The organism is Rhodococcus sp. NPDC057014, from assembly GCF_042673295.1.
Taxonomy (GTDB): domain Bacteria; phylum Actinomycetota; class Actinomycetes; order Mycobacteriales; family Mycobacteriaceae; genus Rhodococcus_F.
Genome location: NZ_JBHUSF010000055.1, coordinates 1 through 25,824 on the forward strand (window position 1 = coordinate 1; position 25,824 = coordinate 25,824).

Consider the following 25,824-nt stretch of genomic DNA (forward strand, 5'->3'; position numbering starts at 1 on the left):
GTCGTGGCCCTCGGACTCGCGGTGCTCGCCGGAATGCTGCTCCTCGGCCGGGGCGGCGGCATGGACCGCAATGCCATCGCGGCGTCGCTGGAGAGTTCGCTGCCCCCGATCGCCGGAATCCTCCTCATCGTCGGCGCGGGCGGCGGATTCAAGCAGGTCCTGATCGACACCGGCATCGCCGACGTGATCGCCGAAGCGATCAAGGGCAGTGCCCTTCCCGTCCTCTTCCTCGCCTGGCTCGTGGCCGTGCTGATCCGTGTCGCCACCGGATCGGCCACCGTCGCGACCGTCACCGCGTCCGGCATCCTCGCGCCCGTCGCCGCCGAGCTGACGTCCACGCACGTCTCGCTGATGGTGCTCGCGATCGGCTCCGGCTCGCTGTTCCTGTCGCACGTCAACGATGCGGGATTCTGGCTGGTGAAGGAATACCTCGGCGTCACGGTGGTGCAGAACCTGAAGACGTGGACGGTGATGGAATGCATCATCTCCGTCACCGGTCTGGCCGGTGTCCTCGCGCTGAGCGTGTTCATCTAAAGGGGGTCGAGAATGTCGAGTGAGGTTGGTGAGATGCACGTGAGTACGCGCGAACCGGTAGGACGCACGCCGCAGACCGCGGATCCCGTCCTGGTGCTGATGGGCGTGTCCGGCTCCGGGAAGTCGACGGTCGCGGGAATCATCGCCGGCGCGATGGGCTGGGACCTGCAGGAGGGCGACGCGCTGCACCCACCCGCGAATGTCGCGAAGATGGCGTCGGGGCAGCCGCTGACCGACGAGGACCGCTGGCCGTGGCTCGATCTCGTCGCCGGGTGGATCCGGGACCACACCGACAACGGTCTTCCCGGGGTCATCACCTGCTCGGCGCTCAAGCGCAGCTACCGCGACGTGCTGCGCGGCGACAACGTCGTGTTCGTGCATCTCGCCGGGTCGCGGGCGCAGATCGGCGAACGGCTGACCGCCCGGCTGGACCACTTCATGCCCCCGTCGTTGCTGGACACGCAGATCTCGACACTCGAGCCGATCGAACCCGACGAGGACGCCATCGTGGTGGACGTGGGCGGATCGCCGACGCAGGTGGCGGCGGAGATCATCGCTCGACTGGAGCAGCGGCTCGGCCGGTGAACCTCTGGTAATCGGACGGAAATTCAGTCGAAGTCGCTCGGTAACGGGCGGCTTCGACTTACCGTGGCGTAAGGTCGTCCATTTAGCTGGACAAGCGTCCGATACAACGGAGGGCAGTATGCGAACGCGTGAATCGATCGTGTGGCACTGGGATGTCAGTCGGCGGGCGCGAATGACGTTCTGGTTCGCCAGGGCTTTCGTCAAACCGCTGTTCACGATATGGCCGACGACGGACCGCGGCATCGAACTCCTCGCGGCTCTCGACGAGTTGATCGACCGGCTACCCAAGCCGAAGGGGCTCGACATCGAGGCGATCTCGCTCGGCGGGGTGCCGTGCGAGAAGATCACCCACCCGCGGCCCACCGTCACCTCGATGGACGGCGCCACCATCCTCTACTTCCACGGCGGCGGATTCGTGTTCTGCGGACTCGCCACCCACCGGGCGCTGTGCGGGCTGCTCGCCGCGCGGTCGGGTGCGCCCGTCGTCTCGGTCGAGTACCGGCAGCTTCCCAAGGGGGCGATCGGGGCGTCGCTGGTGGACGCGATGACCGCATACACCGAGGTACTGAAGGTCTGCGACGACCCCAGCCGGGTGATCGTCGCGGGGGACTCGGCGGGCGGGTACCTCGCGATGAAGGTTGCCGAAGTCGCCGCGCTGCGGGGCATTACCCGGCCGGCGGCCGTCATCGGATACTCCCCGCTGCTCAACCTCGACCTCGAGGATCACGACCCCGATTTCATGAAGCGCGACGCGTACCTGCCGATGTCGCAGGTGGCCAAGCTGAAGGACCGCTGGCTGGCCGGGCCCGACCAGATTCCGGGTGCCCAGTCGCCCGTGAACGCGGATCCGGCGCTGTTCCCTCCGGTCTTCCTCACCGCCGCCGAGTACGAGATCATGCGGCCCGACGTCGAGATCATCACCGACCGGTTCGATCGAGAGGGACGGCAGATCGAGACCCACATCTGGAGTGGGCAGATCCACGCGTTCCCGGTGATCGGCAAGGTGTTGCGGGAAAGTCGCACGATCATCGGGCTCACTGTCGATTTCGCGTCCCGCGCACTGACGGAGTCGAAGCGGCACTCGGCCTGAACGGCGGAACGGGTGGGCCTGTGCCCACCCGTTCTGCCGTCCGCGGACTACGCGGGGTTGAGCACCCTGCGCAGCAGCGGTGACACCGTGATCAGCAGTCCCAGCAGGGCGACACCCGTGACGAGCACGAGGCCGGAGTGGAACTGGTGGAACCCGGCGCCGCTGATGCCGGTGGCGGTGTGCGAGCCTGCGGTGACGAGCGCGGTGGTCAGCGCCAGCACGAGCGCGGCACCGACCTGTGCGGACGTCTGCACGAGCCCCGACGCCAATCCCTGCTCGGAGTCGTCGACACCCGACGTGGCCTGGGCCATGATCGACGTGAAGCCCAGTGCGAAACCGACACCCAGCAGCACCACGCTCGGCAGGATCGCGATCGTGTAGTTCGGCTGATCGCTCCCGGCGAAGAGGAACCACAGGTAGCCGAGGCTCAGTGACGTGAGTGCCGCGATGATCATGCGGGCGGTGCCGAACGCGTCGATCAGTCGTCCCACGAACGGCGACCCGAAGGCCACGATGATGCCCGCGGGGAGAAGGCCCAGCGCCATCTCCAGCGGCGACCAGCCGAGCACCGACTGCAGGAAGATCGTCATCATGAACTGGAAGCTCAGGTAGGAGCCGAACAGCGCGACGATGCTGAGGTTCGCCCGCACGATCGAGCCGACCCGCAGAATGCTCAGCCGCACGAGCGGGTGCGCGACCCGGTTCTCCACGACGAAGAACGACGCCAACAGGGCAGCGGCCAGTGCGAACGAGCCCAGCGTGAGCGGATCGGCCCAGCCGCGGGCCGGCGCCGACACGACGGTGTAGACGGCGAGCAGCATGCCCGACACCAGCGTGGCGGCTCCCACGATGTCGTGTCCGCCCGTGTCGGCGGCACGGTCGCGGGGGATCAGGACGGCGCCGGCGACCAGGGCGAGCACCGCGAACGGCACCGGCATCAGGAACGTCCAACGCCACCCGGCGCTGGTCAGCAGCCCGCCCAGGATCAGTCCGGACGAATAGCCGCTGGCTCCGAAGACGGAGAAGATCGACAGCGCCCGGTTGCGGGCGGGCCCCTCCTTGAACGTGGTGGTGAGGATCGACATCGCGGTCGGCGCGGTGAACGCGGCGGCGAGGCCCTTCACGAAGCGGCTCGCGATGAGCAGCGTGCCGTTGTCGACGAGTCCGCCGACCAGGGACGCGATCGCGAACACGGTCAGCGCGATCAGGAAGACGCGGCGGCGTCCGAGGAGATCGGCGGTGCGTCCGCCCAGCAGCAGCAGACCACCGAATCCGAGGACGTATCCGTTGATGATCCATTGCAGCGAGGTGGTCGACAGCCCGAGTTCGGTTCCGATGGAGGGCAGTGCAACACCCACCATCGAGACGTCGAGACCGTCGAGGAACATCACGAGGCACAGCACGGCCAGGACGCCCCAGAGGCGGGGAGTCCAGGCCTGGTCGGTCGACGGGGCGGTGGTGGCGCCCGACGAGGTGGCGAGGTCCGGGGTGGCGTCGCTGATAGTCACAGGGAGAATGTAGATGCACGTGCAATCAATGCGCAAGCACTAATTCCGTTTGCATTTAATTCGCTTGCACGTTCTTCGTGCGCGCGCTAGGGTGCGGGTCATGAGCTCAGAAGCGGACCTGCGCGGCACGTGGCGGCTGCTCGCGAGCCGATACAACTCGATCGCCTGCGAGTTGGATCGTGAGATGCAACACGCGCACGGCCTGAGCATGAGCGATTTCGAGACACTCGACCGACTGATGGACACCACCTGCGACCGGCCGCGGATGCAGGACCTGGCGGCCGAGATGTATCTCAGCCCCAGCGCGCTGTCCCGGAGCGTGGCCCGGCTGGAGAAGGCGGGCCTGGTCGCCAGGGCGCTGTGTGAGGCGGACCGGCGCGGTGTCTTCGTCGACGTCACCGACGCCGGCCGCGAGGTGCACGCCGACGCCAAGAAGATTCAGCTGGGTGTACTCACCGAAAGACTCTCGGAAGCAACCTGATTCGTCACGTCAGCGACGTGGGTGTCGCGTAGTCGTCGGATGGGAACTCACCGTCGACGACGGCGGTCACCACCGTGTTCTCGAGCGTGATCGCCCCGCCGTGATTGTCCAGGAATGCGGTGTCCGCGGCATCGCGCCCCGTCGCGATCCGCAGCAGTGCCGACCGCGGGGCCAGCCGGGTGGCGTCGACCACCCGCCACTCGGAATCGACGAACGCCTCGACGACGGCGTGGAAGTCCATCGGATCGCACCCCGGCGCATACACCGCCGCCAGCCGCGCCGGAATGGTGACGGCCCGCAAGAGCGCGACCGTGAGGTGGGCGAAGTCACGGCACACCCCGGCCCCGGACAGCATCGTGTCGACGGCACTGTCGGTGGATCTGCTCGACCCCGCCTGATAGAGCAGCCGTGACCCCACCCACGTGGTGATGTCCTGCAGCAGTTCCGGATGCGGCTTCGACAGGTTGAACTCCCCGCCGGTGAAACCGAAGAACTTGTCCGCCTCGGCATACCGGCTCGGGCGCAGATACTTCGACAGGTCGTAGTCGGTGACGGGAGGCGAATCGGCTTTGCCCACAACCGAAGCCGAGTACTCGACGTGCAGCGAACCGCGGGGGCTGTCCAGCAGGTGGACGCGAGTGCCGTGCTCCGCCACCATCTCTCGTGCCTCGACCGGGTTACCGTCGAGGGTGAACGTCAGGGACTCCGACAGCTCCGAACCGGGCGTCCGGGCCACCGCGATCTTGAATTCGAGACTGGTGGGGTCGGTGACCTCGATGTCGAGAGTAGCGGTGACGTGACGTTTCATCCGCCCATCCTGGCATCCCACGACCGAGGGTGCAGAACACCCCGGTCGAGTCAGGCCCCAACGCGTGGCCGCAACCACTCGACGAGATCGTCGAGCACCTCCTCGTTCTCCGGTTCGTTGAACACCTCGTGGAACAGGTTTTCGTAGATCTCGACCGTGAGGTCCTCCGAACCGGCGTACTCCGCGATGAGTTCCGTGCCGTGCACGCTCGCGAGCCCGTCGTCCCGGCCGTGCTGGAGCAGCAGGGGAACGGTCAACGACGGCAGGCGCTCCGGCAAGTGCTCGGCAGCCAGAATCATTCCGCGCGCAATCCCCGCAGGCACCTTCCCGTGGTGGACGAGGGGATCCTCCTCGTAGGCCGCCACGACCGCCGGATCGCGGGACACCAGCTTCGCGTCGAGCGACTCGACGGGCACACCGGGGAGGAAGCGGCCGACCAGCTTGCCGATCTCGACCACCACGCGCGGTGTTCCGCTCGTCACGTCGACCGCGGGCCCGGACAGCATGAGTGCCTTCAGGTCCTGCTGGTGGTCGAGGGCGTACGTCAGTGCGATGGAACCGCCCATGCTGTGGCCGAGGAGGAATCGGTCGGTGCCCGGCCAGTCCGTCGACGCGATGCCGAACAGCTGGTGCAGGTCGTCGGTGAATTCACGCCAGTCCTTCAGATGGACCCGTTTGCCGCCCGACCGCCCGTGCCCGCGGTGGTCGGGCGCGTAGATCGCGAGATCGAGTGCCCCGAGCCGCTCGATCACATGGTCGTAGCGCCGGGCGTGCTCGCCGAAGCCGTGGCACAGCACGAGCACGCCGCGCGGGCGCCGCTCGGGAAGCCACACGTCGTAGACGATGGGAATTCCGCCGACGCCGGCGAAGGACGATTCTCGATGCTGCATGATGCCCCTTCGTGGTCCGAATTCGACGACTCAGATCATTGCACGGTGAGGTACCCCGACAAGCGGAAAATTAGGGGATCGGTCCCTTCGACAACAGGTCGATCACGGCTCGGGAGGTGCGCCGCCGCAGCCATCCACGCGGCCCGTCCTCGCCGAGCGCGGCGCGGGCGGCGTTCAGGCCCGACACCCCGTGCACACCGCCGCCCGGGTGCGCCGACGCGCTGCCCAGGTACAGGCGCTGAACGGGGGTTTCCGAGCGGGAGATGCCCGGCCCCGGCCGGAAGACCAATTGCTGATGGAGTTGCGCCGTCCCTCCGTTGACGGCGCCGCCCACGAGATTCGCGTCGGCCGCCTCGAGATCCGACGGGCGCTGGACGACACGCCCGGCGACCCGCTCCGCGAACCCCGGTGCGTGGGCCTCGAGGACGTCGTCGACCCGCGCGGCCAGCAGGTCGGCAGACGCGTCGTCGATGATGTCGCGCGGTAGATGCGTGTACGCCCAGGCGCTTTCGGTGCCCTCCGGTGATCTGCTGGGATCGGCGGTCGTCATCTGCCCGAACAGCAGGAACGGGCGGGCCGGGACGGTGCCGGTGGTCAGGTCGGCCATCCACCGGACGAGGCCGTTGTCGTCGGCACCGAGGTGGACGGTCCCCGCACCGCTCAGGCTGGGCGAACGCCACGGAATCTTCTGCGACAAAGCGTAATTGACCTTCAGCACCGGCGTGTCCCACTCGAAATGCTCGAGGTCGGCACGCACCCGGGCGGGAACGGCATGATCCGGCAGCAGTGAACCGTACAGCGCGGGCGCCGAGACGTCGGCGATCACCGCCCGGCGTGCCGTGTAGCGCGCACCCGACGCCGTCCGCACGCCGACGGCGCGACCGGACCGAACCTCGATCCCCGTCACCGCGTCGCCGTAGCGGAAATGCGCGCCCGCGTGCTCGGCCCGGCGGACCATCGCGGCCGACAACTCGCCCGCGCCGCCCACCGGGACGGGGTACCCGCCGTCCTGGGCGAGCATCGTCAGGATGTACCCCATGACACCGCTGCCCGGTGCGTCCGGAGGGGCGTCGGCGTGCATCGCGTTGCCCAGCAACAGCAGTCGTGCCGCCTCGCCCCGGAACAGTTCGTGCGCCATCCGCCGTGCAGGCAGGAGGAGGAATCGGGCCACTCTCAGCGACTCGGCGGTGCCCAGTCGGCGCAGCAGGGCGCTCGGGCCCCGCACGGGCGGGAACGGGCTGAACAGGATGCTCAGCAGCGGTTCCTTGATGTGGTGCCACTGCTCGACCAGCGCCGTCCACGCGACGCCGTCGCCCGGTTGCCTCCGTTCGAGGTCGGCGGCCGTGTCGGCCGGGTCGGGATGAATCACCGGCGCGTCCTCGTCGGCAGCGGAGCGGGCGTGGCCGACCGCGCGGGGCGCATGACTCCACCGCAACCCGTGCGACTCGAGGTCCAGCCCGCGCAGCGCGGGGGACACGGTCGACAGGGGATAGAACGCGCTGAACAGGTCCGACGTGAAGCCGGGGACGAGTTCGGCCGACCTCACCGCGCCGCCGGGCGTCGGCTGCGCCTCCACGACCGCGACGTCCCAGCCTGCATCGGCGAGAGTCGCGGCCGCGACGAGCCCGTTGGGACCGGATCCGATGACCACTGCGTCGACGTTGCTCACCTGACCAGGCTGTCAGAAAAGCCAGCGCTCCGCTCGAAGCTAGAGGGACGACGGTGTGAACGTCACCGGCAGATGCTTCAGCCCGTTGATGAAGTTGGAGCGCAGCCGCTGGGCCGGCGCCGTCTGTTCCATGTCGGGCATCCGACGCAGAATCTCACTCAGCATCACCTTCATCTCGGCGCGAGCGAGGTTGGCGCCGAGACAGAAATGGTGACCGCCGCCGCCGAACGCGATGTGCTGCGAGTAGTGGCCGGTGGGCCGGTCGATGTCGAACGTGTACGGATCGTCGAACACCGCCTCGTCACGGTTCCCCGACATGTGCCAGATGACCACCCGGTCGCCCTCGGAGATCTCGACGTCGTGCAGCACCGTGTCCCTGGTCGCGGTCCGGCGGAACTGCATGACCGGTGTGGCCCACCGCAACCCCTCCTCGATCAGGGCGTCGAGCCTCGCCGGATCCTCGAGGACCTTCCGGCGCTCCTCGGGATGTTCCATCAGCGCCAGCTGGGTGTGCGAGAGGGCGTTGCGGGTGGTCTCGTTCCCGGCGACCGCGAGCAGCATGAAGAACATGTTGAAATCCAGTTCGCCGAGCTTCTCGCCGTGCACGTCGGCCTGGATGAGAGCGGTCGCGATGTCGTCGCGCGGGTGCCGCTTGCGGTCCTCGAACATCTCCAGGCTGTAGGCGAACATCTGGCCGGCCGCCGCGCGCTCCTGACCTTCCTCGAGGTGGAATTCGGGATCGGACGAGCCGATCATCTGATTCGTCAGGTCGAAGATGAGCTTGCGGTCCTCCTGCGGCACGCCGAGGAAATCGGCGATCGCCTGCAGCGGCAGTTCGGACGCGACGTCGACGACGAAGTCGCACTCGCCGCGCTCGATCACCGCGTCGACGATGCTCGTGGCGCGCTGCGCGAGGATGTCGTGCAACTGGCCGATGCGGCGGGGCGTGAAGCCCTTGCTGACGATCTTCCGCAGCGCGGTGTGATCCGGTGGATCCATGTTCAGCATCATCAGCTGCTGGCCCGCCAGGTCGTCGGGGGCCAGATCGTCGATGTAGGTGGCGCCCCGCCACGACGAATACGCCTCGGCGTCCCGGTTCACCGTCACGATGTCCGCATGCCGGGTGACACACCAGAAGGGGGCGCCGCGCTCGTCGAGATGCCGGTAGACCGGGGCCTCGCGCCGCAACGTGGCGAACATCTCGTGGGGCACGCCCTGCACGAAGGTGTCCGGGTTGTAGAGATCGACGTCGGCGAGCTGCACGGTCCCTCCTGAGGCCTCACGTACGAGAATACGTTCTAGTCCTGGAGGATGTGCCGACAACGAAAACGGCCCCGGAGAAATGAATCTCCGGAGCCGTTTCCACTTGGTAGCGGGGACAGGATTTGAACCTGCGACCTCTGGGTTATGAGCCCAGCGAGCTACCGAGCTGCTCCACCCCGCGTTGCATTGACAACACTACACCCTTCCCGGAGTGCTCTTGACCAACCCCGGGGAGGGCTAGGTCACATCAGCCGGAACTGGACCATTTCGATGGCGTTCTCGATCGCCTCGGAAACTTCCCGCAAGCGCTCGTCCGCGCCGGCCGCAGCGAGAATTTGCAGGCGATCGGCGTCACCCATCGGAATGTAGGTGGCGATCTCGTACAGCCGCGTGCCCAGCGACCCGCGGAACCCGCCGATGACCGGAACGTCGGGCGGGACGTTCCCGGTCTCCGTCGCGAGACGCCGGAGGAGGCCGTACAGGAATTCGAGTCGCTCGATCAGCGACGGGAATTCGTAATCCGCCGTCTGGGTGCCGGTGTTCTCGTCCGGCCACACATCCACCTCGGCGATCGGATACGGGTTGTCCGGCAACCACTTCGACACCTTGATGCGTTCCTCGGTGCGGCAGAACAACTCGTACCGGCCGTCGCCGATCGACGCGTGGGATTCGATCCGCGCGATCGTGCCCACGTCGTGGCGCACGTCGCCGCCACCCACCTCGTTGCCGCGGGCAATCAGGACGACCCCGAATCGCGGACCGTCCGGTGCGTCCAGGCAGTCGCGGACCAGTTCCTGATAGCGGGGTTCGAAGACGTGGAGGGGGAGCTGCTGACCGGGCAGCATCGTCGAGCCCAGCGGGAACATGGGGAGCAGAGACATCAGGGGATTCTCAATCGGGGTACGGGCGTCGCCGGCAACGGGTCGACGCGATCGATCTCGTCCGTGAGGTGTTCCGACCACGTCAGGAGGCCGGCGATGTCGAGGCCGTGTGGCGCCTCCACCTCGTAATGCCGGATCCGGTCGTGGCCCTGGCGCAGCAGTGACCGCGCACCGGTCTTGTTGCCCCGCATCAGGTGGGTGAGACCCACCGCGAGCTGCGCGAGGCCCTGCCACAGTTCCCGCTCGTCCTCAGGGGCGATCTTCCACGTTCCCTCGAGGATTTCGTGGGCGTGGAACGGCATGCCGTGGTCGAGTAGCCGCTGCGCCTCGGTGATCGCCTCGTCGGGCGGCAACCGCAGGTCGTCGGGGATGCGGGGCACACCCTCGGCGTCGTGAGGCAGAGGTCGGCCGAGCTCGTCGCGGGGGCGTGCGTTGAGTGGCTTCCCCGAGCCATCCCTGTCCCGATCGGTCATGGGACAAGGGTAACGCTCAGCCGCGGGTCGGCGAAGGGTTGGCAGAGGTGCTGGCAGAGGTGTTGGCAAGGGCCGCAGACACGCGTTTCGACAACTCGTCGCGAACCACCCGGACCGTCGCCGACCGCAGGTGAACACGGTCGTCCTGGTGATAGAGGTACCGGCCGTCCTGTTCCACGTCGATCCACGTCAGTTCGCCCAGAACGGGCTCGTCGAGTCCGCTGCGCGCACCACGGATGCAGATGTAACCGATCCCGGTCCGCGGTCGGCCGACGATCCGCCGGAGCAGAGTGCCGTCGGAGGCCCGGGCGTTCTGGAGGACGGATGTCGTGGTGGTTCGGTTCTGGATGTCGTCGGGGTGCGCGGTCAGCGACGGGGTTCGTCCGGGAGCACAGTCGGGTAGGTCGTCCAGGAGTTGGGCGGTGAACCCGTCGACGCTCTCGGCGCCCGCGTCGATCCGGATGTCGCCGCGTCCCGGTTCGCCGCGGAGCTGTTCGGCGACGACGGCGACCCGGCCACGGATGCTGCCCCTCCGCCGAATCCCGGAGTCGAGTTCGGGGGAGGGGGCGAGCACCGTGACGGACACGTGCGGGTTTCGCAGCGCCTGGATCGCCGCAACCAGTTTCGGTTCGTCGAGCGCGGACCGCCACTGCTCCAGTTCGCGTTGCTGGATCGCGTACTGGTCCGCCGTCGCCGCGGCGGACCGGTACTTCAGCGGGTACGGCATCCGATCGAGATCGGTTGCCTCCCACAGGCACATGAACTGGGCTGACGTCAGCCGCCAGTTCATGCGCCGATCACCGGCGGTGCGACGGGGTCGAGTGTGCCGATCAGTTCGTTGCCGTTGTCGACGGTGATGAGGTAGCTCGGCGTCTGATGCTCCGTGTCGCCCTCACCGTTTCCGCCTACCCGGCCGGGCGCACCCATCATGCCGGGTGCCATACCCATCCCGGGACGACTCATACTCGGTTTCACCGGTGTCGCCGCTGCGGCAGCGGCCGCCGCCCCCGCACCCGCCGCGGCACCACCCGACGGGATCGGGCCACCCGGAACCACACCGCCCGAGCTGGGCTCGGACTCGCGTTTGTCATTCTTCCGGCGCGTGCCCGACGCCGAACCCCCGACGCCCGATCCGCCGGCACCGGACCCCGAACCACCGGCGGTTCCGCCATAACCCGTGCCGCCCGCGCCGCTGCCCGACTGCGAACCTGCGCCGGCAGCGTTCTGCGCATTCGCCGCCGCAGTCTGTGCAGCCGAACCGGATCCGGCACCGGCACCGGCCCCCTGATTGGCAGCGGCCTCGGCATTCGCTGCAGACGTGGTCGCTGCATCATCCCCAGCAGACTCCCCGTCCCCAGGGGTCTCGCCGTTCGCAGACACATCGCCATTCCCCGACATGGAGGAGGTGCTGCTGTCGGATGCGCTCCAGGAACCGGGGTCGCCCGAGGTAGGCGCAGTGAGATTCGGATCGGTGGAACCGGGCCCGCCGCTGAGCGAATGCGGTGCCGGGAGGACCGGAACGTTCGTACCCACGTCCTGGTAGTTCGGGACGTAGATGTTCTGCAACTTCCGAATGGCTTCTTCTCGGGCCGCATCCCGCGCTGCTTCCTGAGCTTCGGCGGCGGAGGGCATCAGGGGGAGAAGGCTGAGGGGTTGTTCCGGCGTTGGCGCGGGGATGCTGTTCTTCACATCCTGCGCAGCGCTACTGAGAATATCGAGCTTCACGCCGATCGCTTGCACTCCCGAGGTCAACTGGTCACTCGCGCCTGCAAGGGTTTCCGTGGCCGCGAGCGCCGCGTCGGCGGCCGCGCCCTCCCACTGTTCGGCAATCGTGTTCTTCAGAAGTGCGAACCCGAAGCCGATGGGCAGCGAACCGACGATCGCGTGGCAAGCCTGAGCGAGATCCCCGATGACGCTCGGGTCCATGTCCTGTGTCTTCGCGTAGATCTCCGAGTGTTGCCAGCCCTCGAAACTCTCCATCGACGTGATGTACGGCGGATCGATGTCCTCTGACCCGAGTTGCTGCGCGGACCTCTGCAACCTCGTGCGGTGCTGATCGCCGGCGCCATTCGGCAGTACTGCATCGAAAAAGGGAGCGAGCGGGTCCTTCGGTGCCATCGGTCAGTCCCCCTTCGGAATGAACGGCTCGATGATTCGGGCGGTGTCCTCGAGTCCAGCGCACCACTCGTATTCGGGCGCATGCTGGCCGTTTCCCTGAAACACGCTGCGAGTGAATCCGAGAATGCCGTAGGACGTTTCGATGGTCAGATCGCATGCGTCAGTCACTCCAGGGTCGAAGATCAGGATTGCGCGACGACCGTTGATTTCGATGGGTGTGGAGTGAAGTTTCTTCTTTTCTTGCTCTTCCGCGAAGGTAATGTTCCCGGACAGAACGTTCATAACGTAGCGGCGCTGCGGCGTGTCATACCCGCAACCGAGAAAGGTGTAAGAATCGGGCGTGAAGTCAGCGTTTGCTTCACTCTGCGGGTCGTATCCAGCTTCGATCAGCGCAGAATCGGGGATGTCGAGACATGGGTCGAATGTCACCTGAGGTCGGTCCGATTTGTCGATGTGTCTTGGAACCCGGGTCGTGGGTGTGGCCATGGACTCAGGGTCCGGTTGACTGGCTTTCTCTGTGCTGCAACCGCCGAGTAGAGCCATTGAAACGACGGCCACGACCACTTTGATGAGTTTCACTGCTCGATCTCTCCCTGGATCCCGGCGAGTGCGCGCCCGATCGCGCTGTCGCTCTCCGCGAACGCGTCGCCCCCGGCCTGGAAAGTGTCCCGCATAGTCTCAATAACGAGTCGAAACTGATTCAGCCGCTCTCTGACGGAACCGGAGCCATCGCCGCCGTTGAATTTATTGTCATACCGGTCTTGGAGTTCCTGCGCTGAATCGAATCCGCCGAAGCCCGCGATGTATCGCAGGGAGTCAGCGTTCCTGATCGCCTGATCCATTTGGTCGATCATGGTGTTGCAGATGCCCACGCATCGTTGGATTGCGTCATCTTCCAGACGCAGTGTTTTGCTCATTCCCATCCCCCCAGTGCTCGACAGGACCCCCTCGGCCGCGTGCGGAGATGCTACCGCACGGGTGTGTCACTCGGTCTAGTGCGCAGCGCTGCAATGTTCAGGCTGCGTTGAGGAATTCGATGAGGATGCGTTCGACGGGGGAGTCGGTGTGAACCGCGCGGAATGGCAATGGTTTCGGTAGTGGGGGTGCCGTCGATCGGTACCGGTGTCCTGTGGGGGTGTAGATCTCGATGTGGTGCAGTCCTCCGGGCACCTGACGAGGGGTAGCGGTCCATCCTGCGCCTTGTTTGGCGTAGTTGCAGGCTGCGCACAGACCGGCGCCGTTGTGCGCGGTCGTGGGGCCTTCGCTTTCGCGTGGTCGGATGTGGTCTTGGTGCCGGATCGGGGCATCGCACCAGGGTGTCCGGCAGGTTCGGTCGCGCAGATCGATCAGCTTCGCCAACCCGGCGGGGAAGCAGCGGGCCTGGGACTCGGTCGCGGTGAGCGCTCCCGACTGCGGGTTGGCGTACAGGCGGCGCAGGTTCACCCGCGTCGCATTCCCGGTGTCTGGATCGATCGCTGCCTGGACTGCCTCGGAGATCCAGTGCCCCGCCAGTTCGGCGGGAACGGGACCGTAGCCCTGCACGTGGGCGGGTTCGGATCCGTTGTCGAGGAGGGCGCGGTCGGAGATCACCAAGTTGACGGTGATCGGCGGTGTGGTGGCCGTGTGGTGTGTGCCGGTGACTCGGGACACGAGGAGGTCGGCCATGATCTGCGACCGCGTGCGTTCGTCGCCGGCGGCGAGGATCGAATCGGCGTCACGGGCGAGTGTGGCGTGCACAGCCACGCCTTCGGCGACCGGCAGTAGGGCGGTGACGTAGGCCATGGTGTCGGGTGCGGGACGGGAGGTGACCCGCCGATCCGACACGGCCTTGCGAGCCCGCCGCACCACGGCCTCGGCGTCGAATTCGGCGGCGACCGAGCGAACTTTCGCGCACACCGCCTGGTCGCCGAGCCCGTCCAACGTTGCCGGGTCGCCGCACAGCAGAGAGTCGATTGCTGTGCGATCTTCCCTCGTCAGGCATGCGGTTTCGCGGACGAGGATGGTGGCTCGCCACTCGCTGAGTAACCCTCGTTCGAGTAGGGCCAAGGTACAGGGCATCTCGTGGGCGAGAGCGGTCGCCATGCCGAGGTGGCGACCACCGCGAAACGGTGAGTCCCGGCGTGCCAGCGCCACCTGGTTGGCGATGCCGCGTCCTCGCTGCGCCAGCGGCACGTTGCGGTCCGCTCGTTCAGCTCGGATGGAGGCGTCGAGGTCGGCGGTCACCCGGGCCTGCACGCCGGCGCAGGCGGCCTTCACCTCTTCCAGTGCCCGAAGTACGTCGATGCGCGTTGCATCGTCGATATCCCGATCGAGTTTCGGCAACTCGGCCAGAAACGCGATTACCGCCCCTGCATCCACCCCGACCCCCCGACTGCCGAAACCCCCGAATCGAACGTATGTTCTACACTAGCCCGCCCACGGCACCCCGGCAATACCCAAATGCATTACCTACGCTGCCCCGACCAGTCGCATGGCGAGGCCGGCGTAGAGGTCCGCGACGGCCTCGGGTTCGGTGTAGGCGCCTGCGGGAAACCAGCGGCAGATGTCGACGCACAGTGACATGAGGGCGAGGGTGACGCCTTCGCCGTCGGGGACGGTGAATTCGCCGGATGCGGCTCCGGCGTCGACGACGGAGCGGACGATGTGGGTGATGTCGCGGCGCAGTTTGACCACGTCGCGGTAGTGCTCCGGCGTGAGGGCGTTGAGTTCGTACTGGACGACACGCGCCTGTGCGTGGTGGGTGGCCTGCCAGCTCGCGAATGCGCGGATCAGTGCCTGCAGTCTCGTGGACGGCGACTCGCCGGGTAGGTCGGCGTTTCTCACGACGTCGAGTGCGCCGGTGTGGCCTTCGTAACTGATCGCGAAGAGGAGTTCTTCCTTGGAGCGGTAGTGGGGGTACATCGCGGCCGGGCTCATGTCGAGGCGGGCGGCGATCTCGCGAGTGGTGGTGCCGCCGTATCCGCTGGTCGCGAACGCGTCGACGGCTGCGGCACGGATGCGGGCGGCAGCCTTGGACGGGCTGATCACCTGGCTGGGTGATTCGCTCATGTCTGTCTCCATCCTCGGCTGCGCGGCTGTTGACAATACCGCGTCACACCATCAGTATAAGCAAGCGCTTAGAAAATAAGCAGACGCTTACATGCTCGAAGCGTGAACCAGTCAAAGCTCGATATCCAGAAGGAGCGGTCATGCGACGCACCCTGTACGGCCCCGATCACGAGGCATTCCGCGAATCGGCCCGGGAGTTCGTGAACCGCAACCTGCTGCCGGTGGCGGACAAGCTCATCGCGCAGCGCTTCATCGACCGGGAGATCTGGCTCGAAGCGGGCCGCAACGGTTTCCTCGGCCTCGAGGTCCCGGAGGCGTACGGCGGAAGCGAGGCCGGCGACTACCGGTTCAACGCGGTTCTCGCCGAGGAGCTTTCACGGGCGAGTGCGGCCGTGTCGTCGAGCTTCGGCATTCACGCCGACGTCGTCGCCCCGTACCTCGTGCAGTTGACGACCGAGGAGCAGAAGCAGCGCTGGTTGCCCAGGTTCTGCACCGGTGAACTGCTCACCGCGATCGGCATGACCGAGCCCTCCGGTGGGTCCGACCTCGCCTCGCTCAAGACCACTGCGGTCAAGGACGGCGACGACTGGATCATCAACGGTTCCAAGACGTTCATCACCAACGGCTACAACGCCGACCTGGTGATCGTCGCCGCGCGCACCAGCCCCGAGAAGAAGTCCAAGGGCATCACGCTGTTCGCCGTCGAGACGGGCATGGAGGGCTTCGAGCGCGGACGCAAGCTCGACAAGGTCGGCCAGCACGAGTCCGACACCGCCGAGTTGTTCTTCGAGAACGTGCGTGTGCCGTCGGCGAACATCATCGGTGAGATCGATCGCGGTTTCATCCACATGATGGAGATGCTGCCGCAGGAGCGTGTCGGCGCCGCCGTCTCGAATATCGCGCACGCCGCGCCGATCCTCGAGGAGACGATCCAGTACGCCAAGGACCGCAAGGCATTCGGGCAGCCCATCGGGTCGCTGCAGTGGAACAAGTTCCTTCTCGCCGATCTCGTCACCCGTGTCGAGGTCACCCAGGCGTACGTCGACAACTGCGTTGCCGCACACGCCGACGGTGAACTGACGGCAGTGGACGCCGCCAAGGCCAAGTGGTGGACTGCCCAGGTGCAGAACGAGGTCCTCGACCACTGCGTGCAGCTGCACGGTGGCTACGGGTTCATGACCGAATACCGTGCCGCGCGTGCATGGATGGATGCTCGTGTCACCAAGATCTGGGCCGGTTCGAACGAGATCATGAAGGAACTGATCGGCCGCGACCTCGGCCTCTGAGTCCGCACCCCCACAGCCCGACGACAAAGGAGTCGCTTCGTATGTCCGTTCTCGACAAGTTCAGCTTGACCGATCGAGTGGTCGTCGTGACCGGTGCGTCGTCGGGCCTCGGGGTGGCGTTCGCGCAGGCGGCGGCGGAGGCGGGCGCCGACGTGGTGCTGGCTGCGCGCCGCACCGACCGTTTGGCGAAGACCGCGGAACTGGTGCGGGCGGCGGGACGTGAGGCGTTGTGCGTCGCGACGGACATCGTGGACCCGGCGCAGGCGCAGAACATGATCGACGAGGCGATGGAGAAGTTCGGCCGCGTAGACGTTCTCGTCAACAACGCGGGCGTCGGTACTGCCGTTCCCGCGACGAGGGAGACGCCGGAGCAGTTCCGGCAGGTCGTCGACATCAACCTGAACGGTTCGTACTGGGCGGCGCAGGCGGCGGGCAGGGTCATGAAGCCGGGTAGCGTGATCGTGAACATCGCGAGCGTGCTGGGCCTCACGACCGCGGGACTTCCGCAGGCCGCGTATGCCGCGAGCAAGGCCGGGGTCATCGGTCTGACCCGCGATCTGGCGCAGCAGTGGGGTGCCCGTAAGGGCATCCGGGTGAATGCGATAGCTCCCGGATTCTTCGAGACGGAGATGACGGACCAGTACCAGGACGGGTACCTCGAATCGATGAAGTCGCGTCTGGTTCTCGGTCGCCTCGGTGACCCGGAGGAGCTGGCCGCGACCGTGGTCTGGCTCGCGTCGGACGCCGCCGCGTACGTCACCGGTCAGACGATCGCGGTGGACGGCGGCATCACCATCACCTGAGCGCTGGGTTGGGCGGGGCTGCGGTGCTGGCGTATAAGTAGGAAATGACCACGCGCACCGTCCATGAAGAGTGGGACGACCAGCCCGCCCCGTCGATGGCGGCCACCGATCTGCTGCGGGAGCCTCCGGCGACCCCTCGCGGTGCACGCACGCGCGCGGCGCTGGTGGCGGCTGCGCGGACGGTGTTCGAGCGGTCCGGGTACCTCGACGCCAGGCTCACCGACATCACGAAGGAAGCGAACTGCTCGACGGGGTCGTTCTACACGTACTTCGACAACAAGGAGCAGGTCTTCGCCGCCGTGCTGGAGGTGGCGCAGGAGGACATGATGCATCCGGGCATGAAGCGGGTCCAGGACACCGACGACCCCTACGCGGTGCTGGAGGCGAGCAACCGCGCCTACCTGGAGGCCTACCGGCGCAACGCCAAGCTGATGGGGCTGCTCGAGCAGGTGGCGCACATCGATCCGGCGTTCGCGGATCTGCGGCGTCAGCGGGCCGACGCGTTCATCGCGCGCAACGCGCGGGGGATCGCCGAGCTCCAGGCGCGGGGTATCGCAGACAGGGAACTGGACCCGATGCTGGCGTCGCGGGCGTTGTCGGGGATGGTCAGCAGGCTGGCGTACAACGTGTTCGTGGCCAGCGTGAACGGGACCGACGGCACTCCTGTCGACTTCGACGACGTCGTGTTCACGACGACGCGGATCTGGGCGAACGGACTGAGGTTCCCCGAGCGGAGCTGAGCTCTCGCCGGCGGCGTGAGCGTGTGGGACACTTCGGTCCGCAAAACTGAATCCGACACCGGGTTCAGGTGATTTCTGTGGAAGACTGGGGCCACGTCCGTGTCCCCTCGAGGGAGGAATCTCGTGCAGGTTGCGCAGAAGGTCGCCGTCGTCACCGGTGGCGGAGGTGGAATCGGCAGTGCACTTGCGGAGCGGCTCGCCGCCGAGGGTGCCAAGGTCGTCGTCACCGACCTCGACGGCACCAGGCTGGAAACGATCGTCCGGAGAATCGACGCCGAGAATCCCGGCGCTGCGCTGGCAGTGCAGGCCGACGCGTCCGACGATGCTCAGATCGCGTCGGTCATCGACGCCGCGGAGCAGGCCTTCGGGCCCGTCGACCTCTACTTCGCCAATGCGGGTGTCGCGGCAGGCGACCAACTCGAACCCGACGACGCCGTGTGGGACCTCGCCCTCGATGTGAACGTCCGAGCGCACGTCCGGGCGGCCCGCCGCCTCGTTCCCGGCTGGATCGAGCGCGGGGAGGGGTACTTCGTCAGCACCGCCTCTGCCGCCGGGCTGCTCACCCAGATCGGTTCCGCCCCGTATTCGGTGACCAAGCACGCCGCCGTCGGATTCGCCGAATGGCTGTCGGTCACATACGGCGACAAAGGCGTCCGCGTCAGCTGTCTGTGCCCGATGGGCGTCAACACCGCACTGCTCACCGACGACGCCGCCCTGTCGGCCACCGCCGCACGCGCCGTCACCGCCGCGGGTTCGGTGCTCGAGCCTGCCGAGGTAGCCGAATGCGTGCTCGCCGCAATGGAAGCCGAGCAATTCCTGATCCTTCCGCACCCCGAGGTGCTGGAGATGTACCGGCACAAGGGCGCCGACTACGACCGATGGATCCGGGGCATGCGCCGCTACCAGGCGTCGCTCCTGGCCTAGCCGTCCTGACCCGACCGAGAAGCGAACTGCGCAAAGACCGTACGAAGACCGAGAACAACCAGCATGGAGGAAACAAGTGAGCCAGGAACGTAGAACCGCCATCGTCACCGGGTCGGCCAGGGGCATCGGCGCCGCCGTCGCGAAGCGGCTGGCGAGCGACGGATACGCCGTCGCCGTGCTCGACCTCGACGAGGCCGCATGTGCCGGCACCGTCGACGCGATCAAGGCCGCGGGCGGCGAAGCGCTCGCCGTGGGCGCGAATGTCGCCGACGAGGCGTCCGTCGCCGCGGCAGTCGAGCGGGTGGCCAATGAACTGGGCGCCCCGACGATCCTGATCAACAACGCCGGAATCACCCGCGACAACCTGCTGTTCAAGATGACCGTCGACGACTGGGACGCCGTGATGAACGTGCACCTGCGTGGCGCGTTCCTGATGTCGCGGGCCGTGCAGAAGCACATGGTGGACGCCAAGTTCGGCCGGATCGTGAACCTGTCGAGCACGTCCGCGCTCGGCAACCGCGGGCAGGTCAACTACTCCGCCGCGAAGGCGGGCATGCAGGGCTTCACCAAGACCCTGGCGTTCGAACTCGGAAAGTTCGGTGTCACCGCGAACGCGATCGCGCCCGGGTTCATCGAGACCGAGATGACGGCCGCGACCGCCGAGCGGGTGGGCGTCGGCTTCGAGGACTTCAAGAAGGCGGCGGCGTCGCAGATCCCCGTCAACCGTGTCGGGCAGCCCGAGGACATCGCGCACACCGCGTCGTTCTTCGTCAGCGAGGGCGCCGGATTCGTGTCGGGGCAGGTCGTCTACGTCGCCGGTGGACCGAAGGACTGATCGATGAAGGCGTGGCGTGTACACGAACTGGGTCAGCCGCGGGACGTCCTGACGTTCGAGGACATCCCCGACCTCGAGCCGAAGCCCGGAGAGTTGCTGGTCAAGGTGCTCTCCGCGGCCGCCAACTTCCCGGATGTTCTGTTGTGCCGCGGTGAGTACCAGATCACACCGCCGCTTCCGTTCACTCCCGGCGTGGAGCTGTGCGGCGAGGTGGTCGAACTCGGAGCGGGCGTCACCGGGTTCTCCGTCGGCGATCGGGTGATCGGCATGCCGAGCCTGCCGAACGGCGGGTTCGCGGAGTTGGCCGTCATGTCGGCGGCCACCGCGTTCCCCGCCCCGGAGGCCCTCGACGACGCCGAAGCGTCGGCACTGTCGATCGGGTACCAGACGGGATGGTTTGCGCTGCATCGCAGAACGCAGATCCAGCCCGGCGAAACCCTGCTCGTGCAGGCCGCGGCAGGTGGAGTGGGCAGCGCGGCCGTGCAACTGGGCAAGGCGGCAGGCGCCAAGGTGATCGGCGTCGTCGGCGGGCCCGAGAAGGCGGCCTACACGCGGGAACTCGGTGCCGACCTCGTGATCGACCGGCACAGCGAGGACTTCGTCCAGGCCGTGAAGGACTTCACGCACGGCCGCGGTGCGGACGTCGTGTTCGATCCGGTGGGCGGCGACTCCTACACGAAGTCGACCAAGTGCATTGCGTTCGAGGGGCGCATCATCGTGATCGGGTTCGCGAGCGGCACCATCCCGTCACCCGGGTTGAACCACGCGCTGATCAAGAACTACTCGATCATCGGGCTGCACTGGGGCCTGTACAACGCGTACGACCCCGCCGCCATCCGACAGTGTCACGACGAGCTGACGCGGATGGCCGCGGCCGGCGAGATCACACCGATGATCAGCGAGCGACTCGGGCTCACCGACGTCGCGGACGGCATCGGACGCCTCGGCGAGGGGACGACGGTCGGCCGGCTGGCGTTCCTGCCCGGACGCTAGCGGGTGCGCTTCGCGTACAGCTCCTCGAGGTTGTGCCGCAGGGTGGCCTCGGTGTTCTTCACGGCCGTTTCGACGAACGGTTCGACGATGAGACCGAGGGCCTTGCCGGTGAGACCGCCGGGGAGTTTGTACGCGAAGTCCACGCTGATCTCGGTCTTGTCCTCACCGTGCGCGGTGAACTCCCAGGTGGAGGAGTTGGCGGCGCCGTCGAGTGACGCCAGGGTGATCACCCGGTCCTGCACCCACTCGGTGACCTCGAGGCGGGAGCGCAGGGTGCTCGGGCCGATGTGTATCGCGGCGTCGAACGTCGACTCCAGCCCCTGGTCGAATTCGCCGATCGGACGGAATTCCGAGACTCCGAACATCCAGTCGGGGACCGTCCGGTAGTCGTCGATGTACGCGAAGGCCACGTGGAGGGGCACGGCTGCGATCGCGGAGTGACGGACGTGGATCATCGGGTGGTCCCTGGCTCTCTGTCGGAGAAGGCTGTCGATCTGGGCGACCTCGTTCGACTCTAGTCAACTCCCGCGACCACGGCACGGGAGCGGCGGGTTCCTGTTCTACCGTAGGACCCATGACGGTAGAGGGCACCCAGCGCGGCAGTTCGTGGCGTGAGTACACCGACCAGGGGTTGTCGAAGGTTCTGGCCGCGGCGCTGGCGGCGTTCGTCGAGAAGGGCTACGACGGCGCGTCGATCCGTGAGATCGCGTCCCGCGCCGGCCTCTCGGTCCCCGGTCTCTATCACCATTACCCCTCCAAGCAGGCGTTGCTGGTGGGGCTGACGAATGTCGTGATGCGGGATCTCCTCGATCGCAGTCGCGCGGCGGTGTCCGAGGCGGGACCGACGCCGGGGGATCGGTTCGACGCGGTCATCGAGTCGTTGCTGCGGTTCCACATGTTCCGGCGGGAACAGGCGTTCGTCGCGTCCCGTGAGACGCGGAGCATGGAACCGGAGAGCAGGCGGGCGTACATCGCGCTGCGCGACGAGCAGCAGGAGATGCTCGACGACATCGTTCGCGACGGGGTGTCGGCCGGGCATTTCCGGACACCGTTCCCGGAGGACGCGAGCCGCGCCGTGGTCACCATGTGCGTCGCGGTGTCCACCTGGTACCGCGAGGACGGGTCGTTGTCGCCCGACGAACTGGTCGAGCGGTACCTGGCGATCGCGAGGAGTGCCGTCGGCGCATCCGGCTGAGGCTTGACCCCGTTCCGAACCTGTGGGATTCTCGGGAACGACTTCGACCGAGCGAGTGATCGGTCGGTACCGGAGTCGCCGTACTGACTGGAGGTAGTTGTGGCGATCGATCTGTCCTATGCACCCGAGGTGACCGCACTCGTCGAGAAGACCGAGGCGTTCATCCGCGAAGTCGTGCTGCCCATCGAGGACGAGCACGGCGGCGACATCACCGCCGCCGGTGGCGACACCCTGCGCGTGCAGATGCAGAAGGCGGCCAAGGACGCCGGGATCTTCGCCCCGCACGCACCCGTCGAGTACGGCGGACACGGCCTGAACATGACCGACCGCGCGCCCGTCTTCGAGGCCGCCGGCTACTCGCTGTTCGGCCCGACGGCACTGAACATCGGCGCACCCGACGAGGGCAACGTCCACATGCTCGCGCACATCGCGAGCCCCGAGCAGAAGGAGCGGTTCCTCGCCCCGCTGGCGCACGGCGACGTGCGGTCGGCGTTCGCCATGACCGAGCCGTCGCCCGGAGCGGGTTCCGACCCGTCCGCGCTGACCACGCGCGCCGAGAAAGTGCCGGGCGGGTGGAAGATCAACGGCCACAAGTACTTCATCACCGGAGCCGACGGCGCCGGATTCTTCATCATCTTCGCCCGCACGTCCGGCGTGCCCGGCGACCGCGGCGGCGCCACGATGTTCCTCACGCCGGCCGACGCCGAGGGGCTCACGGTGGGGCGTCACATCGACACCCTCGACCGGGCGATGATCGGCGGGCACTGTGAGGTGTTCTTCGAGGATCTGTTCGTCCCCGACAGCGGGGTCCTCGGCGAGGTGGACCAGGGATTCGCCTACGCGCAGGTCCGGCTCGGGCCCGCCCGGATGACGCACGTCATGCGCTGGCTGGGTGCCGCGCGCCGCGGCCACGACGTCGCCGTGGCGCACGTCGCGCAGCGTGACGGTTTCGGCGGCAAGCTGGGCGATCTCGGCATGGTCCAGAAGATGATCGCGGACAACGAGATCGACATCGCCGCCACCCGGGCACTGCTGACGCGGGCCTGCTGGGAACTCGATCAGGGCGGCCACGCGAGCAACTCGACCTCCATCGCGAAGACCTACGCCGCGGAGGCGATCTTCCGGATCGTCGACAACTCCGTGCAGATGTGCGGCGGCCTCGGCGTGTCCGGCGACTTGCCCCTCGCCCGGCTGTCCCGTGAGGTGCGGCCGTTCCGCGTGTACGACGGACCGTCCGAGGTGCACCGCTGGGCCATCGCCAAGCGCGTGGTGGGTGCCGCGAAGAAAGCCGCGCGGGAGGCAGGCGCATGAGTGAACATCGCGGCCTCGATCTCGTTGCTCTGCAGAAGTTCCTGTCCGATTCGAATGTCCCTCTGAATGGCGAGTTGCGGGCCGACCTGATCTCGGGCGGCAAGTCCAACCTCACGTACGCCATTCTCGACGACTCCTCGCGGTGGGTGCTGCGAAGGCCGCCCACCGCGGGGCTCACACCCTCCGCGCACGACGTCGCCCGCGAGTTCCGCATCACCTCGGCGCTGCAGGGCACCGACGTGCCGGTCGCCGCGACCGTCGCGCTGTGTGAGGACGACAGCGTGATGGGCGCGCCGTTCACCGTGGTCGAACACGTGACGGGTCAGGTGATCCGGACCAAACCGGAACTCGACGCGCTGTCCGACGCCGACATCGACGCGTGCACCGACGAACTGGTCCGTGTGCTCGGCGCGTTGCACAACGTCGACTACGACGCCGTCGGGCTGGGGGAACTCGGTCGTCCGGACGGATACGTGGCCCGGCAGGTGAAGCTGTGGGCGAGTCAATGGGCGCGAGTGAAGACGACGGATTCCGCCGACGTCGACCGCCTGCATGCCGCGCTGGCCGAGTCGATTCCGCAGCAGTCAGAGTCGTCGATCGTGCACGGCGACTACCGCATCGACAACACGATCCTCGCGCCCGGGGACGTGAGCACTGTCGCGGCCGTCGTGGACTGGGAACTCTCGACCCTCGGAGACCCGCTCACCGACGTCGCTCTGATGTGCGTCTACCGGCATCCGGCTCTCGACCTGGTGCTCGGCGAACCGGCGGCGTGGACGAGCCCGCGACTGCCCTCGGCCGACGATCTCGCGCAGCGCTACACGCTGGCCTCGGGGCGTGACCTGGTGCACTGGAACTTCTACCTGGCGCTCGCGAACTTCAAGCTCGCCGTCATCGCAGAGGGCATCAACCACCGCTACCGGGCCGGCGCCACCGTCGGTGACGGATTCGACAAGGCGGGCGACGCGGTGCCCGAATTCATCGCCGCGGGCCTGCGCGCCCTGAAAGGACAGACCGTATGAGCCGCAGCGCACTGATCACCGGCGCCTCGCGTGGCATCGGACTCGGCATCGCCACCCGGCTCGCGGAGCAGGGGTACGGGCTGACGATCACGGCCCGCGACCGGGAGCGGCTCGAAGCGGTGGCCGCCGACCTGCGGACCGCGGGGGCGAAGGACGTCGTCGTGGTCGCCGGGGATCTCGCCTACGAGGAATCGGCGGGACGCGTCGTCGAGGCCCACGCCGACGCCTTCGGTTCGCTGAACGCACTGGTACTCAATGCCGGTGTGGGCACCGCCGGCGCCATCGGCGAATTCCCCATGCGCCGATTCGACAAGAGTCTGGGCGTGAACCTGCGGGCGCCGTTCAGCCTGTTACAGCAGTCGTTGCCGCTGCTCCGGACCGGTGCGGCGGAGAACCCGGGACGCGGATCCAAGGTCGTCGCCCTGGCATCGATCACCGGCGTGTACGCCGAGGCTGGGCTCGCCGTCTACGGGGCGACCAAGGCCGCGCTGATCTCGCTTACCGAGACACTGAACGTGGAGGAGTCCGGCAACGGGATCTCCGCGACCGCACTCGCCCCGGCGTACGTCGACACCGACATGGCCGCGTGGACGCACGACACGATTCCACCCGAGACGATGATCGAGGTGAACGACATCGTCGAACTCGTCGACGCCGTGCTGCGACTGTCCTCGCGCGCGGTGGTCCCGAAGATCGTCGTCGGACGGGCCGGAACGGACGGCTACCGCGCCTAGTCCTCGTCCTCCTGCGCCTCGCCGCGCTTGCGGAAGAACTTGAACCCGGGGACGCCCTGGATCGCCTGACGCACCCCCTGGACCTCCTCGAGCAATTGGTGGATCTCCGGCGACACGGTGTCGAGGGTCGCCAGGATCGGCATGAGCCCCTCCATGCGCATCGTCAGCTCGGGCAGGTGGTCCACCAACCCGATCGCGGCGTGAATCTCCTCCTCGGTGAGGTCGTCGACGAACCGCTGCGCCAGCGGCGCGGCCTTCGTCGCGAGCGGCTCGTAGAGGCCGATCAGGGTCTGCGCCGACGCGGACGTGGTCCCCGCCGTGGCGACGACGGTGGCCGCCGCTTCCGCAACCGCGTTCGCCCGCGCCACCGCGATCTCGGCACCGTCGCTGATCGCCTCGATGCGGGCGATCAGCACCTCGACCTGGTCCAGGAGGACGCCGATCCGGCCGGGAAGGGAGACGACGAGTTCAGCGGTGTCCACCGACCACCGGGCGATGCCGGTGACGGTACGCACCAGGTCGCGGGTGCCGAGTTGTACGAGAGCCATCGGCCCATCCTGCCTGATGCATTCCGCATCTCACGTTTCGGTCGTGGCAGACGTCTACCTTTCAGAGGCCCGTACACCTGGAAGG

At 67.3% G+C, this 25,824-nt stretch carries 28 protein-coding genes, 1 tRNA gene and 1 pseudogene; 14 read left to right on the plus strand and 16 right to left on the minus strand.

The window, feature by feature from the left end:
* The 3 genes and pseudogenes from ACFTZB_RS13955 to ACFTZB_RS13965 all read left to right on the plus strand — a co-directional run.
* A pseudogene (locus ACFTZB_RS13955) lies at nucleotides 1-534 on the plus strand (gluconate transporter); the annotation flags it as partial.
* Between the two features lie 33 nt (nucleotides 535-567).
* Nucleotides 568-1,119 carry a gluconokinase gene (locus ACFTZB_RS13960; protein ID WP_378432394.1) on the plus strand — a complete coding sequence of 184 codons (552 nt, stop codon included), beginning with the start codon at nucleotides 568-570 and terminating at the stop codon, nucleotides 1,117-1,119.
* A gap of 118 nt (nucleotides 1,120-1,237) precedes the next feature.
* Nucleotides 1,238-2,209: an alpha/beta hydrolase gene (locus ACFTZB_RS13965; protein WP_378432325.1), complete on the plus strand. Its 972-nt coding sequence runs from the start codon at nucleotides 1,238-1,240 to the stop codon at nucleotides 2,207-2,209.
* A gap of 47 nt (nucleotides 2,210-2,256) precedes the next feature.
* Here ACFTZB_RS13965 and ACFTZB_RS13970 read toward each other — a convergent pair whose 3' ends face one another.
* The gene (locus tag ACFTZB_RS13970) at nucleotides 2,257-3,753 is read right to left on the minus strand and encodes an MFS transporter (RefSeq protein ID WP_378432327.1); all 1,497 of its coding nucleotides are present in this window, start codon (nucleotides 3,751-3,753) and stop codon (nucleotides 2,257-2,259) included.
* Between the two features lie 64 nt (nucleotides 3,754-3,817).
* Between ACFTZB_RS13970 and ACFTZB_RS13975 the strand changes: the two genes are divergently transcribed.
* Nucleotides 3,818-4,198, plus strand: a complete 381-nt coding sequence (locus ACFTZB_RS13975; protein WP_072947675.1) for a MarR family winged helix-turn-helix transcriptional regulator — start codon at nucleotides 3,818-3,820, stop codon at nucleotides 4,196-4,198.
* Nucleotides 4,199-4,202: 4 nt separating this feature from the next.
* Here ACFTZB_RS13975 and ACFTZB_RS13980 read toward each other — a convergent pair whose 3' ends face one another.
* The 13 genes from ACFTZB_RS13980 to ACFTZB_RS14040 form a co-directional block, all read right to left on the minus strand.
* On the minus strand, nucleotides 4,203-5,006 hold the full coding sequence (locus ACFTZB_RS13980) for a transglutaminase family protein (RefSeq protein ID WP_378432329.1): 804 nt from the start codon (nucleotides 5,004-5,006) through the stop codon (nucleotides 4,203-4,205).
* A 50-nt stretch (nucleotides 5,007-5,056) separates the two neighbouring features.
* Nucleotides 5,057-5,896, minus strand: coding sequence for an alpha/beta hydrolase (locus ACFTZB_RS13985; protein ID WP_378432331.1), 840 nt, complete (start codon nucleotides 5,894-5,896; stop codon nucleotides 5,057-5,059).
* Between the two features lie 70 nt (nucleotides 5,897-5,966).
* Complete coding sequence (locus ACFTZB_RS13990; protein WP_378432333.1) at nucleotides 5,967-7,565, minus strand: phytoene desaturase family protein; 1,599 nt, start codon at nucleotides 7,563-7,565, stop codon at nucleotides 5,967-5,969.
* 39 nt (nucleotides 7,566-7,604) lie between these two features.
* On the minus strand, nucleotides 7,605-8,828 hold the full coding sequence (locus ACFTZB_RS13995) for a cytochrome P450 (protein ID WP_378432335.1): 1,224 nt from the start codon (nucleotides 8,826-8,828) through the stop codon (nucleotides 7,605-7,607).
* Nucleotides 8,829-8,932: 104 nt separating this feature from the next.
* Nucleotides 8,933-9,009, minus strand: a tRNA-Met gene (locus ACFTZB_RS14000).
* 61 nt (nucleotides 9,010-9,070) lie between these two features.
* The gene (locus ACFTZB_RS14005; protein WP_378432337.1) at nucleotides 9,071-9,709 is read right to left on the minus strand and encodes an LON peptidase substrate-binding domain-containing protein; all 639 of its coding nucleotides are present in this window, start codon (nucleotides 9,707-9,709) and stop codon (nucleotides 9,071-9,073) included.
* On the minus strand, nucleotides 9,709-10,182 hold the full coding sequence (locus ACFTZB_RS14010; RefSeq protein WP_378432339.1) for a DUF309 domain-containing protein: 474 nt from the start codon (nucleotides 10,180-10,182) through the stop codon (nucleotides 9,709-9,711). Before ACFTZB_RS14010 ends, ACFTZB_RS14005 begins: the two co-directional genes overlap by 1 nt.
* A gap of 16 nt (nucleotides 10,183-10,198) precedes the next feature.
* Nucleotides 10,199-10,972, minus strand: a complete 774-nt coding sequence (locus ACFTZB_RS14015; protein WP_378432341.1) for an ESX secretion-associated protein EspG — start codon at nucleotides 10,970-10,972, stop codon at nucleotides 10,199-10,201.
* On the minus strand, nucleotides 10,969-12,300 hold the full coding sequence (locus tag ACFTZB_RS14020) for a hypothetical protein (RefSeq protein WP_378432343.1): 1,332 nt from the start codon (nucleotides 12,298-12,300) through the stop codon (nucleotides 10,969-10,971). Before ACFTZB_RS14020 ends, ACFTZB_RS14015 begins: the two co-directional genes overlap by 4 nt.
* Nucleotides 12,301-12,303: 3 nt before the next feature.
* Nucleotides 12,304-12,879: a DUF3558 domain-containing protein gene (locus tag ACFTZB_RS14025; RefSeq protein ID WP_378432345.1), complete on the minus strand. Its 576-nt coding sequence runs from the start codon at nucleotides 12,877-12,879 to the stop codon at nucleotides 12,304-12,306.
* Nucleotides 12,876-13,217: a hypothetical protein gene (locus ACFTZB_RS14030; RefSeq protein WP_378432347.1), complete on the minus strand. Its 342-nt coding sequence runs from the start codon at nucleotides 13,215-13,217 to the stop codon at nucleotides 12,876-12,878. The genes ACFTZB_RS14025 and ACFTZB_RS14030 overlap by 4 nt, the downstream gene beginning before the upstream one ends.
* A gap of 97 nt (nucleotides 13,218-13,314) precedes the next feature.
* Nucleotides 13,315-14,658 carry an HNH endonuclease gene (locus ACFTZB_RS14035; protein ID WP_378432349.1) on the minus strand — a complete coding sequence of 448 codons (1,344 nt, stop codon included), beginning with the start codon at nucleotides 14,656-14,658 and terminating at the stop codon, nucleotides 13,315-13,317.
* A gap of 90 nt (nucleotides 14,659-14,748) precedes the next feature.
* Entirely contained in the window at nucleotides 14,749-15,348 is a 600-nt protein-coding gene (locus ACFTZB_RS14040; RefSeq protein ID WP_378432351.1) for a TetR/AcrR family transcriptional regulator, read from the minus strand.
* A 140-nt stretch (nucleotides 15,349-15,488) separates the two neighbouring features.
* Here ACFTZB_RS14040 and ACFTZB_RS14045 point away from each other — a divergent pair, with 140 nt between their 5' ends.
* The 6 genes from ACFTZB_RS14045 (at nucleotide 15,489) to ACFTZB_RS14070 (ending at nucleotide 20,929) form a co-directional block, all read left to right on the plus strand.
* Nucleotides 15,489-16,634 carry an acyl-CoA dehydrogenase family protein gene (locus tag ACFTZB_RS14045; protein ID WP_378432353.1) on the plus strand — a complete coding sequence of 382 codons (1,146 nt, stop codon included), beginning with the start codon at nucleotides 15,489-15,491 and terminating at the stop codon, nucleotides 16,632-16,634.
* A gap of 41 nt (nucleotides 16,635-16,675) precedes the next feature.
* The gene (locus ACFTZB_RS14050; protein ID WP_378432356.1) at nucleotides 16,676-17,437 is read left to right on the plus strand and encodes an SDR family NAD(P)-dependent oxidoreductase; all 762 of its coding nucleotides are present in this window, start codon (nucleotides 16,676-16,678) and stop codon (nucleotides 17,435-17,437) included.
* A 44-nt stretch (nucleotides 17,438-17,481) separates the two neighbouring features.
* The gene (locus ACFTZB_RS14055; RefSeq protein ID WP_276140334.1) at nucleotides 17,482-18,177 is read left to right on the plus strand and encodes a TetR/AcrR family transcriptional regulator; all 696 of its coding nucleotides are present in this window, start codon (nucleotides 17,482-17,484) and stop codon (nucleotides 18,175-18,177) included.
* Nucleotides 18,178-18,300: 123 nt separating this feature from the next.
* Nucleotides 18,301-19,101, plus strand: a complete 801-nt coding sequence (locus ACFTZB_RS14060) for an SDR family oxidoreductase (RefSeq protein WP_378432359.1) — start codon at nucleotides 18,301-18,303, stop codon at nucleotides 19,099-19,101.
* 76 nt (nucleotides 19,102-19,177) lie between these two features.
* Complete coding sequence (gene fabG, locus ACFTZB_RS14065; protein ID WP_206013288.1) at nucleotides 19,178-19,936, plus strand: 3-oxoacyl-ACP reductase FabG; 759 nt, start codon at nucleotides 19,178-19,180, stop codon at nucleotides 19,934-19,936.
* A gap of 3 nt (nucleotides 19,937-19,939) precedes the next feature.
* Nucleotides 19,940-20,929 carry an NADPH:quinone oxidoreductase family protein gene (locus ACFTZB_RS14070; protein WP_378432362.1) on the plus strand — a complete coding sequence of 330 codons (990 nt, stop codon included), beginning with the start codon at nucleotides 19,940-19,942 and terminating at the stop codon, nucleotides 20,927-20,929.
* Here ACFTZB_RS14070 and ACFTZB_RS14075 read toward each other — a convergent pair.
* Nucleotides 20,926-21,384: an SRPBCC family protein gene (locus ACFTZB_RS14075; RefSeq protein WP_378432364.1), complete on the minus strand. Its 459-nt coding sequence runs from the start codon at nucleotides 21,382-21,384 to the stop codon at nucleotides 20,926-20,928. The two genes, ACFTZB_RS14070 and ACFTZB_RS14075, sit on opposite strands and share 4 nt — an antisense overlap.
* Nucleotides 21,385-21,503: 119 nt before the next feature.
* On the opposite strand from ACFTZB_RS14075, the gene ACFTZB_RS14080 reads away from it, so the two are divergent.
* From ACFTZB_RS14080 to ACFTZB_RS14095, 4 genes are all read left to right on the plus strand, one after another.
* Entirely contained in the window at nucleotides 21,504-22,124 is a 621-nt protein-coding gene (locus ACFTZB_RS14080) for a TetR/AcrR family transcriptional regulator (protein ID WP_378432365.1), read from the plus strand.
* Between the two features lie 99 nt (nucleotides 22,125-22,223).
* Nucleotides 22,224-23,435: an acyl-CoA dehydrogenase family protein gene (locus tag ACFTZB_RS14085; protein WP_378432366.1), complete on the plus strand. Its 1,212-nt coding sequence runs from the start codon at nucleotides 22,224-22,226 to the stop codon at nucleotides 23,433-23,435.
* Nucleotides 23,432-24,457: a phosphotransferase family protein gene (locus ACFTZB_RS14090; RefSeq protein ID WP_378432368.1), complete on the plus strand. Its 1,026-nt coding sequence runs from the start codon at nucleotides 23,432-23,434 to the stop codon at nucleotides 24,455-24,457. The genes ACFTZB_RS14085 and ACFTZB_RS14090 overlap by 4 nt, the downstream gene beginning before the upstream one ends.
* Nucleotides 24,454-25,191 carry an SDR family NAD(P)-dependent oxidoreductase gene (locus ACFTZB_RS14095; protein ID WP_378432370.1) on the plus strand — a complete coding sequence of 246 codons (738 nt, stop codon included), beginning with the start codon at nucleotides 24,454-24,456 and terminating at the stop codon, nucleotides 25,189-25,191. The genes ACFTZB_RS14090 and ACFTZB_RS14095 overlap by 4 nt, the downstream gene beginning before the upstream one ends.
* On the opposite strand, the gene ACFTZB_RS14100 is transcribed toward ACFTZB_RS14095, so the two are convergent.
* Entirely contained in the window at nucleotides 25,188-25,739 is a 552-nt protein-coding gene (locus ACFTZB_RS14100; protein ID WP_378432371.1) for a ribulose 1,5-bisphosphate carboxylase large subunit, read from the minus strand. The genes ACFTZB_RS14095 and ACFTZB_RS14100 overlap by 4 nt on opposite strands.
* Between the last annotated feature and the right edge of the window lie 85 nt (nucleotides 25,740-25,824).